The 12,038-nt window shown below is 60.9% G+C and carries 13 protein-coding genes and 4 pseudogenes; 5 read left to right on the top strand and 12 right to left on the bottom strand.

Features of this window, described 5'->3' with window-relative positions; all coding sequences use genetic code 11:
* Positions 1-5 precede the first annotated feature (5 nt).
* The 6 genes and pseudogenes from OMK73_RS07650 to OMK73_RS07625 all read right to left on the bottom strand — a co-directional run.
* A pseudogene (locus OMK73_RS07650) lies at positions 6-749 on the bottom strand (IS3 family transposase); the annotation flags it as partial.
* A 15-nt stretch (positions 750-764) separates the two neighbouring features.
* Positions 765-2,009: a group II intron reverse transcriptase/maturase gene (ltrA, locus tag OMK73_RS07645; protein ID WP_267601496.1), complete on the bottom strand. Its 1,245-nt coding sequence runs from the start codon at positions 2,007-2,009 to the stop codon at positions 765-767.
* A 511-nt stretch (positions 2,010-2,520) separates the two neighbouring features.
* Positions 2,521-2,868, bottom strand: coding sequence for a transposase (locus OMK73_RS07640; protein ID WP_267601495.1), 348 nt, complete (start codon positions 2,866-2,868; stop codon positions 2,521-2,523).
* Positions 2,869-2,935: 67 nt separating this feature from the next.
* Positions 2,936-3,310, bottom strand: coding sequence for a calcium-binding protein (locus OMK73_RS07635; protein WP_267601494.1), 375 nt, complete (start codon positions 3,308-3,310; stop codon positions 2,936-2,938).
* 24 nt (positions 3,311-3,334) lie between these two features.
* On the bottom strand, positions 3,335-3,832 hold the full coding sequence (locus OMK73_RS07630; protein WP_267601493.1) for a hypothetical protein: 498 nt from the start codon (positions 3,830-3,832) through the stop codon (positions 3,335-3,337).
* Positions 3,833-4,326: 494 nt separating this feature from the next.
* Entirely contained in the window at positions 4,327-4,650 is a 324-nt protein-coding gene (locus tag OMK73_RS07625; protein ID WP_267601492.1) for an H-NS histone family protein, read from the bottom strand.
* Between the two features lie 302 nt (positions 4,651-4,952).
* On the opposite strand from OMK73_RS07625, the gene OMK73_RS07620 reads away from it, so the two are divergent.
* On the top strand, positions 4,953-5,327 hold the full coding sequence (locus OMK73_RS07620) for a PHA-granule associated protein 4 (protein ID WP_267601491.1): 375 nt from the start codon (positions 4,953-4,955) through the stop codon (positions 5,325-5,327).
* 491 nt (positions 5,328-5,818) lie between these two features.
* Here OMK73_RS07620 and OMK73_RS38190 read toward each other — a convergent pair.
* Positions 5,819-6,007: pseudogene (locus OMK73_RS38190) on the bottom strand (NAD(P)-dependent oxidoreductase); the annotation flags it as partial.
* 55 nt (positions 6,008-6,062) lie between these two features.
* Between OMK73_RS38190 and OMK73_RS07610 the strand changes: the two are divergent.
* The 4 genes and pseudogenes from OMK73_RS07610 to OMK73_RS38185 all read left to right on the top strand — a co-directional run.
* Positions 6,063-6,284, top strand: a pseudogene (locus OMK73_RS07610) (IS110 family transposase); the annotation flags it as partial.
* 376 nt (positions 6,285-6,660) lie between these two features.
* Complete coding sequence (locus OMK73_RS07605; protein ID WP_267601490.1) at positions 6,661-6,897, top strand: hypothetical protein; 237 nt, start codon at positions 6,661-6,663, stop codon at positions 6,895-6,897.
* A gap of 205 nt (positions 6,898-7,102) precedes the next feature.
* A complete protein-coding gene (locus OMK73_RS07600) occupies positions 7,103-8,308 on the top strand; it encodes a sensor histidine kinase (RefSeq protein WP_267601489.1) in 1,206 nt (401 codons plus the stop codon).
* A gap of 54 nt (positions 8,309-8,362) precedes the next feature.
* Positions 8,363-8,515: a hypothetical protein gene (locus tag OMK73_RS38185; RefSeq protein WP_324291711.1), complete on the top strand. Its 153-nt coding sequence runs from the start codon at positions 8,363-8,365 to the stop codon at positions 8,513-8,515.
* A gap of 1,003 nt (positions 8,516-9,518) precedes the next feature.
* On the opposite strand, the pseudogene groEL reads toward OMK73_RS38185, so the two are convergent.
* From groEL to OMK73_RS07575, 5 genes and pseudogenes are all read right to left on the bottom strand, one after another.
* A pseudogene (gene groEL / locus OMK73_RS07595) lies at positions 9,519-9,715 on the bottom strand (chaperonin GroEL); the annotation flags it as partial.
* Between the two features lie 39 nt (positions 9,716-9,754).
* Entirely contained in the window at positions 9,755-10,042 is a 288-nt protein-coding gene (locus OMK73_RS07590) for a co-chaperone GroES (protein WP_267601488.1), read from the bottom strand.
* 164 nt (positions 10,043-10,206) lie between these two features.
* On the bottom strand, positions 10,207-10,590 hold the full coding sequence (locus OMK73_RS07585) for a hypothetical protein (protein ID WP_035866346.1): 384 nt from the start codon (positions 10,588-10,590) through the stop codon (positions 10,207-10,209).
* Positions 10,591-10,861: 271 nt separating this feature from the next.
* Positions 10,862-11,428: an Hsp20/alpha crystallin family protein gene (locus OMK73_RS07580; RefSeq protein WP_267602058.1), complete on the bottom strand. Its 567-nt coding sequence runs from the start codon at positions 11,426-11,428 to the stop codon at positions 10,862-10,864.
* Between the two features lie 199 nt (positions 11,429-11,627).
* Positions 11,628-12,035, bottom strand: a complete 408-nt coding sequence (locus tag OMK73_RS07575; protein WP_267600489.1) for an Hsp20/alpha crystallin family protein — start codon at positions 12,033-12,035, stop codon at positions 11,628-11,630.
* Between the last annotated feature and the right edge of the window lie 3 nt (positions 12,036-12,038).

Raw genomic sequence — 12,038 nt, 5'->3', positions numbered from 1 at the left:
TCACCGACTGAGCCCATCGAGGGACGTACACCGGCCTCGCGGCAGCGCAGCCCGAACGCGATCGAAGTGTACTGACATCCCTGATCCGAATGATGGATGACGCCATCGGGCCGACGCTGCGCGAGGGCCATGTCCAATGCCTGCAGCATCAGGGCGGTACGCAAGTGGCTGTCCATAGCCCACCCGACGATGCGGCGGCTGTACACGTCGAGCACCACAGCCAGATAGAAGAAGCCCGCAGCGGTCGGAATGTAGGTGGCATCAGCGACCCACAGCCGATCTGGCGCCTCAGCCTGGAAGTGACGCTGCACCAGATCCGGCGCCGGGCGGGCACGGGCGGCACGACGGGTGGTGGTGACCCAGCGGCGCCGACTGACGCCGCGCAGGCCCACTTCGCGCATCAGTCGGGCCACGCGCTTGCGCGCGACGTGGATGCCTTCGCGGGCCAGGACCGCGTGAATGCGCGGCATGCCATAGGTGCCGTGCGATCGCAGGTAAATGGCCCGGATGCGGGTAAGCAGTGCGGCATCCTGTTGTGCATGGGCCGAGGGCACGTGATGACACCACGCATGGAACCCGCTGCGCGAGACCTTGAGCAGCCGTGCCATGGTGGCCAAGGGCCAAGTGGCCTGATTCGCCTTCATGAATGCGAACCCTTGTCGGGTACTGTTCCGGTCTCCCGGGCAAGGTGAGTAGGCCCGGGGAGTCGCACCCCGAGCCTCTCGCAGAACCGTACGTGACACTCGCATGTCATACGGCTCCCGTTATCCAACCGTCGCTGCGGCCAATCCCCAATGGATGAACCGCCATGGCTCGACCTCCTTCATCGTGCGTAGCCACTGCACGCTGCGCTGCTTTCGCCGCACTAGCGTTTTGTACTTGCGCCGGGCCCATCGCTGCAACCCGCGGTCGATATAGCGAAACAAGCCGCGCATCGCCCGCCGATAGAAAGCACCATAGTAGTTCCACCAACCACGGATGACCGGATTGGATTGCTCCGCAAGCTCAGCCAATGTCGCCGGACTTCGGCGCGACCACTGCCACCCCCGCACTACCGCACGCATCCGCTTAAGCGCCTCGCTGCTTACCGCCGGCAGGAAACTGGTAAAGCGCCGGCCCTGCTTGCTCTGCGCCTCCCTGGGCCGGAACGTAAAGCCCAGAAACGTAAATTGCACGGTCGGATACGCCTTCGTACGGTTGCTGTCCTTGCAGTACACGACCTTCGACTTCTCCGGATGCATCGTCAACCCATATTCGCCCAGCCGTGAAGCAATGTCTTGCATTACGGCCCTGGCCTGTGCCTCCGAGCGGCAGTGAACCACCGCATCATCGGCGTAGCGTGCAAAGGGACATTGCGGATGTGACCGCCTCATCCAGCTATCGAACGCATAGTGCATGAACAGATTCATCAGGATCGGACTGACGACACCCCCTTGGGGTGTCCCTCGCGTCCGGGGCAGGATCTCCCCATCCGCCGTCTCGAACGGCGCAGTCAGCCACCGCTCGATGTACAACAGGATCCAGTCTTCCCTGATGTGGCATCGCACTGCCTTCATCAACAGTGCATGATCGATCTGATCGAACGCCGCCTTGATGTCAAACTCCACGACCCAGTCATACTGCCAGCAACGCTTGCGCGTCACCGCTATCGCCTGTTTCGCCGACTTCTCCGGCCGATACCCATAGGAATCTTCATGGAAGATCGGATCGAGGATCGGCTCAATCATGAGCTTGGCAACAGTCTGAGCAATTCTGTCAGATACAGTGGGCACGCCCAATTTTCTGGTTCCGCCTTTCGCCTTGGGTATTTCCACCTGCTTAACCGGCGGCGGGAAGTACGACCCTGATGACATCCGGTTCCACAGCTTGTACAGATTTCCCGAGAGATTCTGCTCAAACATGGCGATAGTTTCATCATCCACGCCGGCAGAACCGCGATTGGCCTTCACCAACTGGTACGCATCCCACACAGCTCGCTTTGCAATGCGATAAGGTTTTGTTGATGTCATGTCACTCATCCCCGCCTAGCAGGTTGGTGACCTTCGTCAACGGGATAACGCTGCCCCTTCGCTCCACCCTCATTACAAGGGCTTCGTCACTACTACGAGCAGCTCCGCCCCTCACCCCGGCATCGGTATTCTTCCTCATGGTGTTTGCCATTCGTCATTTCCCTTCGCATCCGAAGTAAGGTTCTCACGTTCCATACTGAAGCCTGAATTGGGCTCTTGCCGCCTTTACACCGACTGCCACCGGGCCCGTAAGCAGGTGTCGTCCCGGTTTGTCCCGCAGAACCTGGTCTGCTGCGGTTTCGACAGTACCTTGTAGCACTAACGATGCGTCATCGGCTGGTTCGCTTTCGCTCAACTTCCCAATCCTTACCTGCCACCCTGACTCGGATAGCGTTTCCACGGTCGCTCACCACCACGTATTTTGGACGCAGCAGCACCGGGCGGTTTGAAGCCTGCCCCTGCAGGCCGGCTTCGGGAGGCCTACTCCCATCTTCAGTACAGCACCGCAGGCTCACGCCTGCGTTCGTGACACACACCAGGCCGCGGCTTTTGCCAGTATCTCTTTCTCCACCTCGAGCTGTTTGACCTTGCGGCGCAACCGCGTCAGTTCCTCGCGCTCGGCCGTGGTGAGGCCATCGTGACGCTTGCCGGTATCGCGATCTGCTTGCGCGACCCAGTTGTAAATGGTCTGCGCGGTGGGTTCAAATTCCTTGGCCAGGTCTTCCGGCGTACGGCCGGCATGGACGAGGTCAATCATCTGTTGCCGGAAGGCCGCGGCATACGGCATTCGATGCTTGTGCATGGTGGGCACCTCCTTCGATTCAAGATAGGCGGTGTCCAAAAAGCGGGTCAACTCCACAAAAGGTATCCATCAGCGAATCCCGTTCGACTGGGAACGTGGTGCAAGAGCTGTGACATTCCGGACGTCAGAACGCGTAGCCTTGATCATGCCAGTAGTGCCAGTCGGTGACGGCCACTCGTGTCGACTCATCGGATTTCAGCGGGACAAGCTGAGCTAAGGGCACCACCAGATCACGCTGGTTCCACCGAACCCACACGAAGATACCAACCCGACACAGGTCATCATGTGCAAGTCCGGTGACCGAGACCGTTTCACTGGGCCGCAGCGGTGAAGCAGCCATGGCTTGGCGGATGCGAGCTTCGAATGGAAACCTGAGTTGTTCTTCGAGATAGCAGTACCACCCCATCGCTCGCTCTTCTTCGTTGTAGGCATCGACGACAATTTCCATCGTGATCCGATGTTCGCGCTTGCTGTCGAATCTGGGCTTTGGCTTGGGCATGACGGAGGATACCAATGGAGCGGGTTACGCATCGACGATACGTCGCAGTAGAGCATAAGACATACGCCAGTGCCCTTCCGTGTCATTGCAGGCAACCGACGCGGTTTTCTGGTTGAGCCTGACGATCGTGCCAATGCGCTCGTGCAGGTACTTGTCAGTGAAGACGACCGTGTCGCCAATGGAGAACTCATCGCGTTTCGCGCGCTGCGGCGTTCGTTCTGGTTCTGGCTGCACGGGAGCACCATCGCGGTCAAGAACAACGGCGGCATACAGGACAGCCCAGCGCCGCCGTGTCGAGGTGTCCTCGATCACCGCCTGGGTATGCCTGAGTTCGATCACGCTACCGTGTTGCAGCGGCCCCATCGGATCATCACCGACATAGTTGACCCTCATGCCCAGATGCAGGCGCCGCCGTACCTCGAGTGATACGCGCCGGCAATTTGAGAAGATCCATGCTGCCTTTTGCACCGGCAACATCAATGCGCTGCGGGCGGCCGTTGATGATCCGGCCTGCCTTCCCATCGGCCACCTCCGGCGTTTGGCGTTTGGCGTTTGGCGTTTGGCGTTTGGCGTTTGGCGTTTGGCGTTTGGCTGGAGTATGCGTCTACCATCGCCCGCGGACGTTTATCCGCACACACCGAAATTGGGGCAGATCCCCGTCCGACGGATCATTCACGGTGGCTGGCCGCCCATGAAGTAAGCCAAAGGCAGTAGCCCGACTCAACCACGGACCTGCGCCAAGCCATTTCACCTTCGCCCGCATTCAAGTCATCGAATCGGATGCCACCGCGACCGTGTCCCGCTAGTTTCCGGCTCACCGCTGTCGCCCAGTCATGATGAACGATGCATGAGAATCATGCCATGTAGATTCCGGCTTGGCGAGCACCGTGTCCAATTTCCTGGTTATCCATCCGACTAACTTGCAAGAAAACTTGCTCATCCCAGTGCGTTGCGCGCCAAGCTAGTCCATGGAAACTCTGCATCTCCTCGCCCCGCCAAATCTTCCCACCAACGGCTCATGCCTCTGGAATCAGAAACTTGTCGCGATTCTTCCCCAGCCACGCCGGGGCCCGGCCACGTCCGGTCCAGGTGGCGCCCGTCTTGGGGTCCATGTACTTTGGCGGCAGCGAGGCCTTCTCTTTCGTCGGAGCCTTGGGCTTGTCACTCGCAGCCGGGCGTCCACGGCGTCGTTTCGGCGCTAAGTCATCGACGGTGAGTTCGTACTCTGCCATCAAAGCCTGGATTTTCTCAATGACGCCAGCGACCTCGCTTTGACGAACCTCGGCAAGCTGGGCCTCCAACTTTTCCTTATCTGCCAGCAATTGTTTGTAGGTAGCCATCTCAATCTCCGTCTATTAATCACAATTTAATATCCTACAGCACTTCGCCGAATTTACAGCGACTCTGTGAATCCAGCCCCGACTGAAGGATATTAAGCCCGTGCTGAAATAGCCTTCTGTGAATGCATCCTTCCGGGCTATTCTTCCCTGTCAGGAAGGGTGCGATCCGCCCCCACATTCCGCACGCCCGCGGAGGTCAAACGCCGGAAAGCCCTATTGGGCTCACGGCTCCGCCGGCGATTACAATATTGGGGGGGGTAGGATGTGGCCTATCTGCGCCGAGAATGTGAGTGGAGAAGTCAATGGCGACAGCTCGAGCTGGCACCAAAGGGGAGGCACTAAGGCTCCTGGGGACAGAAGGCGTGACGGTGGTGGAACTGGACTATGAGGCAGGCTGGCAGGACGCGATTGAACTGGGTCGGCTCGGTCAGAAGGCCGGAATACGCGTGGAATATCGCGGACAAGAGAACATCGCAGTCAAATCGCCGACGGCATTGGTCGCCGGCCTGATGCGGCCAAAGGCGACCTTCCGGCAGCGAAACCTCTATTGTCAGTTTGAGTTGAGCGAACTGCCGGCAGATGAGTTGGAGAGTCTGGAGGCAAAGGCATCAAAACTGGGAGACTACATTCTCGCCGGGCGCTTGATGCGGGAAGTGGATGCGGTATGGGGAGAGTAAGCACGTTTCCCCTTGGCACTCTGCCCCCGTACTTGGCACGTTAGTGCAGAAAACGCTGGCGAGTACAGACTCGAACCCAAAGCAGCGCAATGTCCCGTGTCACCATGGCAAGGGCTTGACCCCCGAGGCCGCTGGTTTTCGTTACCCTGCTACTTTGAGTGCAGACAAGCAGACGATAACGTACGCGCAACCCAAGCACGCGCGGGGAGTGGTCAAATCTGGGAACGCCGTCTATGACACTGGGATTCAAGCCGCAAATCCCTCGATTCGCCTGTCAGGCGTATCACTGTGACCGTGATCATCTTGGAGGGCTGCGTTCCCTCCCCTTCAATGCAGGCCCGGATCGACATGAACATGGAGGCTCTGTGTAGTGTCAGTAGACAATACTCTCTCTTCCTGACGGACCTCCCCCTCCTTTTGGCCACTCCCGCGCGAGGCGTGTCCCGCTTCCGAATGACTGCCCTGTAGCCAGCCTGCCAGCTCAGGCAGGCCAGATTGCGTAACCCCTCGCCCGCCTGCCAGCGCCTCAAGTTGTCCAGAAAGATGCCCGCCACGCGCGCGGCATTCCCATCCGAGAAGCCCGCGCTATGCGGCGTGGCAATGACCTTGGGCAGCGTCCACAGCAGCGAATCCGCTGGCAGCGGCTCGTGCGCGAACACATCCAGATAGGCGCCTGCAAGGCATAGGACACATCATCACCTTAGTCGCAATGTGGCGCCCTCCCCCAGTTTCTTTCGCCGCGGGCGACCAGTACACCGGGCGAAGGTCTCCCGCGGTTCGCCGTTCGAATCCGTGCGCACCCTCAAGCCGAGGGTGGTGGTCATGGAAGCGTGCAGCACGGCCCACCACTGGGCACGACGTTTTCAGTCGCTGGGCTTCGAAGTCCGGCTGATCGGCCCGCGATATGTCGCACCGTTCGTCAAGACGAACAAGAACGACCGCAATGATGCGGAGGCGAAATCGAGTACGAAACGCAAACGCTGTGCCGCTGCCTGCCATGCTTCGCAGCTTCCATCGCTTGCACCGCTCCACCAGCACGACAGTGTTGGCGCCCTTGTCATGTGCATGGTCTGCCAGCCCAAAGCCGCGTGGCTCGCGCCTCGGCGCACGCGCGGATTTCGATATCGCTCGTAGTTTGCGGGTAGCCCTCCCCCGCGCCGATCGCATCTGTTCGTTACCGTGGTCGCCAATCTCTATACTAAATATCGTGAGATGCGCGACCCGGCGCGCTATGATGCGTTTTCACTACATCGGCAGCAGACGGCCACCGTCTCGCGCCACCGCCCGTTATTCGAGCATGGTTCAATTCGACCAATAGAGAATGGAATGTGCCATGGCCAGAAAACCTGAACTTCATTCGGTATGGAGGGACCGCGCGCGGGACCGCTTCATCATCACACGAGTGGAAGATGATGGCCCTGAACCCTGGTCTGTGACGCTGGTGGCGTATGGCGACCGGTTCAAGGTAGACAGCATTCGCGTCGAACTGGACGCGGATACCTGGGCCCAACGAATCAAGACCAGAGGCTTGGTACAGATCGGCATCGAGCCCGGCAGCTACCCCGTCTGACCATCACGATGCTTCGCGGCGTAAGCCAGATGGCTCACCCAACGTCGCGAGGCGCGAATGCCCATGACTGCTGGATCGCAAGTCTTGCTCCCGGACGTCCATACTGCTGACAATAAGTCCCTTTATGCACATTATTTCGCGCTGCCCGCCTTGCTAAAAGCGGTGAAAGCCCCCCTATCGCTGTAGATTGCTATCCGGAGGAACTATGATTGACACGCAAGTGAAACCGCTGCGCGCCTTTGCCGTGTTTCTCCGCCACGAGCAAGCCCGCCTGACAGCAAAATGGATGGCGATAGTTTGCGCCGATGCCGACCTCGTGGAGGCCGACAAGCTGACACATGAACAGCTTGCCGACCATCTTCCGGCCATCCTCGAAGGGATCTGCACGGCTCTCGACGAAGGGGATCTCGAACGGGTCGAGGGGGCGATAGAGCGCAACGCAAAGAAGCATGGCGAAGTGCGCTGGCAACAGGGCTATCACCTTGATGAGTTGGTGCGCGAATTGGACCTGTTCCGGCAGGTGCTGACCGGTGCCGTCCTGGAGTTCGCAGAAACCCACAGCTATTTCACAAGGCACCACGAGGCGCGCACCCAACACTTGATCGATGAGGCACTCAGTTTCGTAACCTTGACGTCGATTCGCGAAGTCATCGACGAGCAGAATCGAAAGATCAACGAATACACCGGCAGGCTGGAGCAGGCCAATCATGAGCTAACCGAGAAGCAGCGGCTGGTCAGCGGTTTGTATGAATCGCGGATGCAGATCACCCGCAGCGTGGTGCACGACCTGCGCAACTTCCTCAACGCGTTTTCGACCGCACTACAATTGATCGCGCTTGCCCCGTCGAAGGCGGAAGTCGGCTTGGCGCTGGCTACCCGACAGGCTGAGGACATGAAGCGACTGGTCGACGAAATGGTGGAATATTCTATTATCCTGGGAGACCGCAATCCGCTGTCCGTGGAGCAGGTCGAACTTAGGGCGCTGTTTGACGAACTCGTTGCGGCGTCGCGGCCGAGTGTCGAGGCAAAAGGGCTGCATCTGGCAGGAGTCTTTGATGCAAGCCTGACATCAGTGATGTCGAACCGCCTGAAGCTCAAACAGGTTGCGCTGAATCTGCTGTCGAACGCGACAAAATTCACGGGGGCTGGTGAGATCGAATTGGCGATGGGTAGATGCGAAGGGAGCCACTGGTACCTGCGCGTTTCCGATACCGGGATTGGCATTGCGTCTTCAGATAAGGTACGCGTATTCGACGAATTCGAGCGCGCCGCAGGGGACGAAATACCCGGTGCGGGCCTTGGGCTTTCTATCGTCAAGGAACTTTGTCGCGTCCTGAATGGCGAAATCCATTTCGAATCCCGGAAAGGGCAAGGCACGACCTTCGAAATCCGCTTCCCCTACTGCCTTTAGTACGGCGGCCGCTAACGCGCCGACAGGTTCACTTTCCGTTGGCTTGGAGCGGAGCTGGCCGAGGCCCGCGCTGTCCTGGCGACCCGGCAGGCCCGCGCGGAAAGGTCGGTCGTGCGCACTGGCGAGTTGAAAGCGGCGCTGGCCGCCGCGCACGAGCAGCTTGCGGCCGAGGAACGCGCCCAGGCCGAGGCCATCGCCACCGTGTAGGCGCGCTACGAGGCCCTGTCCAAACTACAGTTGCTGCAGGAAACCGCGCACCAGCGCGACGCGATCCAGGCCGGCGTGGGCAGCATCACGCCTCGCAGTTGAAGTTCGCCGGGCGGCGTATTGGGGCGCTCGAGCAAGAGCGCAGCCGGATCGAGACCGAGCTGGCGAGCGAGCGCGCCGCGCGCCAGAACGCTGCCGGCGAGGCGAGCGCGCTCAAGGCGGTCAATGCCAGCCAGCGCGCCCAGTTCGACGAGCTGCTGCGCGCGACGCTGGCGGCCGCAGCGCCCCCGCCCAGCCCGGACCGGCCAAAGCCCCGGTCAAAGTTGCAACCAAGGCGGCGACCAAGACAGGCACCAAGCGCGGGAGGCGGGAATGAACCCCGCCGACTGGGTCGACACGGCGACCGTGCCGACGCGACACCTGCCGCCGACCGTCGACGGCGCGTTACCCGGTCTACGCGCACTGGACGCTGGCGCGCGTCAAGCGCCGCTACGGATCGCTCGCTGAGGCCAAGGCCAAGGCCGCGCAGCCGGCCATGCTCAAGCTCCTGCTGGCGCATGACGCCGCGGTCGAGTACTGGGAGCGCGGCCACCTACGCACAGTGCAGGCCGGGCAGACGCCGCGCCCGGAGACGTTGCGGGCACGGCTGCTGTACGCCCACCGGCGTCGCTTCCAACGGGCCGCAGCGCCGACCGCTACGGTCGACCCGTCCGCCCCAGCTCCACCGCGCCCGTGGCTCGTGACCCAGGACGCGCACACGCTGGCGTGGCTGGCGCGCGCGGGGCGCTTCGCCCAGCCGCAGGCCGCGGGGGCTGTACCGTGTGAAGTCAAGGCGATGCTGGTGGTCGACCACCAGGTGCCGCTGCCCGCCGCCCAAGCACTGCTGGGCCACCTCGGTGCAGACCACGGCTGCCTGCGCGAAAAGATGGGCCAGGTCCATGCGCGCTTCAGATCCGATCGGGTTCAGGCCCATCACCACGTCCTTTGTGCCTTCCTGAACCACAAACTTGTCGCGCAGTTCAATTTCCTTGGCGACCGATACGCCATCCTTATTGATCAGCGGGGCCCCGTACGACCGCTCAAGAACAACATTGCGTCCCTTGGGACCAAGCTTACCTTGACCGCGTTGGCCAGCAGGTTGACACCCGCCACGATGCGGCTGCGCGCGGACTCCTGAAATCGGATCTCCTTGGCTGCCATGATGAAACTCCTCGCGAGATTCTAGGTTTCTCTCTTTCTCTATTCGACGACGCACAGAATGTCTTCCTCGCGCATGACCAGCAGTTCCGCGCCTTCGAGCTTGACGGTGGTGCCCGCATACTTGCCGAATAGCACGCGCTCGCCGACCCCCACGCTGGGTGCGCTGACACCACCATCGCCCAGCCGCTTGCCGCTGCCGACCGCCAGGACTTCGCCCTGATCCGGCTCTTCCGCGGCGGTATCGGGAATGACGAGGCCGGCAGCAGTCTTATGTTCTGCGTCCAGCCGCTTGACGATCACGCGATCGTGTAAAGGACGAATGTTCATGGCCTTGTTCCCCATTCAGCGCAATGACGAGCTTGACTCGGCCAGCCAGACCGGCGCCTGTTCATCCCCGCCGCGCTGTTGTGATAGCACAATGCACGGCCGCGTGCACACAACGAGCCGATCCTCGGCGCGCAGCAGGTAGCGCCGGATGCCAGGACCGCGCTTCACTGGATTGGTGGCACGGCGCCAAGCTTTTCAGCCAGCATCCGCTCATACACGCCAAAGTGCATATCCACCTCCGTTTGACTGACCACGACGACGTCTATGTTGACCTGCTCGGGCGCTAAGCCGAACATTGTGGCCAATGCCACTTCCAGGTGGGGCGCCGCCTCCCTGTCTTTCGCGAAGGTCGTGCCGACACTGATCACATAGGCCTTCTCGCCTTCTGCGGTGACCTCGACCAAGCGGGCCCCCGCGCTCAGGTTGTTCTCAATGGCCATCTTGGCCAGCTCCGCCACACTCCGCGTTCGCTCGGTAGGGAAGCCGCGCGCGCACTTGAGCTGCACCCGATGCTTGCCCAGCGTCAGCCACTCAGAATCGAACTCCATGGAAGTCTCCATCCGACAGTACATTGCCGCCAAAATAGGGGCGAGTCCGGCGATTTCAAGAACGCAACGTCGCGCCTACGTTCGCCGCTGCAATGAGCCCCATTGGAAGCCAGTAGCGTGCAGCCCCCAAGCACCGCGCACGCCAAAGGGGCTGCGCCCGCCTCTGGCGTTCCGCGTCAGCCGCCCCCTTCCACGACCGCAAGGATTGCCCGGCTGCGGGCAGCAGCTTCGCTGCAAATACATGCGATGCCTCAGGATTGCAGACATCAGCTCACTTCACTTCGATCGTCCTCACGGCAGACTGCGACGACCCCGTCTTGGGTAGACGTAGTGTCAACAGTCCTCTTTCGAATTTCGCATCAACGTGATCCACGTCGACACCATCCGGCAGAGGAATACTGCGCATGAATGCGCCGTACGCTCGCTCCAGGCGGTAGCAGCCGTTCTCTTCGCTCCGAATGTCCTGCTTCTTCTCACCCCGCAAGAGCAGTGCGCCATCTTCGATGGTGGTCTGCAGGTCTTCGCGGTCCATACCGGGCAGCTCAGCCGTGATCCTCAGGGCCTCGCCATCGTCGACCACATCGATCCGAGGTTGGAAGCGAGACGAACTGAAGTCGCCGAACCATCGATCCAAACCACCGAAGCCCGCGAACGGTTCGTGCAGGAATTCTCCCATCGCGCGCCAGGGATCGCTAAAAAACAGCCGCGAAACGTCAGGCCAGTCGGGCGTGCCGTGCCTCGGCGCGGAAACGTTGGAAGCATCCCCCATCGGTTGCTTGTCAGTTGTCGTCTTCCGTAGGAACTTGAAGGGGTTCCATTTGCCCAGTTCCGTTTTCATCTTACCCTCCTGCCAAATGCTCATTTGATGGGTACGAATGACTGTCGGCAACGACCGGTCGCGCCCGGCCATCGGCGACGCCGCAAGGCCCAGCCATGGTGGTGGGGCCGCCGATATGGTCATCCGCGTCTTCTTGGGGGCGACGGTGGCGCCCACCCGGACGCCACCTTTTCCAGTGCCGCGGATGGCCCTCCAGCATTCACCCGGCGGTAACCGCAATGCGACGTGGCCGCGCTTCGTCACGGCGTGGGATCGTCAGCTTCAGCACGCCATCCTGCAGGTGCGCGTCAATCTTCGACGTATCGAACTCGGGACTCAGAGAAAACGCGCGTGCGAAGTGCGGCTCGCGAATTTCCGCATGTTGCACCCGCAGGCCAGACGGTGTCGGCACCACGGCTTCCGCCTCGATATGGAGGTTGCCATCGTGGACATTCACATTGAGCTTGTCCTTGGTGACGCCCGGCAGGTCGGCCCAGACGGTGACACCATTGCTGTCCTCGAAGATGTCAACTGCGGGAAGCAGCGTGACTCTGGGCGTTGGCCTGTCTTCCTGGCGTTTTGCAACCGCGCTCTGGTCGCGTTCAACGACTTGGGTAGTGTCGCTCATGGC

It is taken from the genome of Cupriavidus sp. D39, from assembly GCF_026627925.1.
Taxonomy (GTDB): Bacteria; Pseudomonadota; Gammaproteobacteria; order Burkholderiales; family Burkholderiaceae; genus Cupriavidus; species Cupriavidus ulmosensis.
The sequence above is the reverse complement of the archived record's forward strand: the minus strand, read 5'-3'. Positions and strand labels throughout refer to the sequence as shown.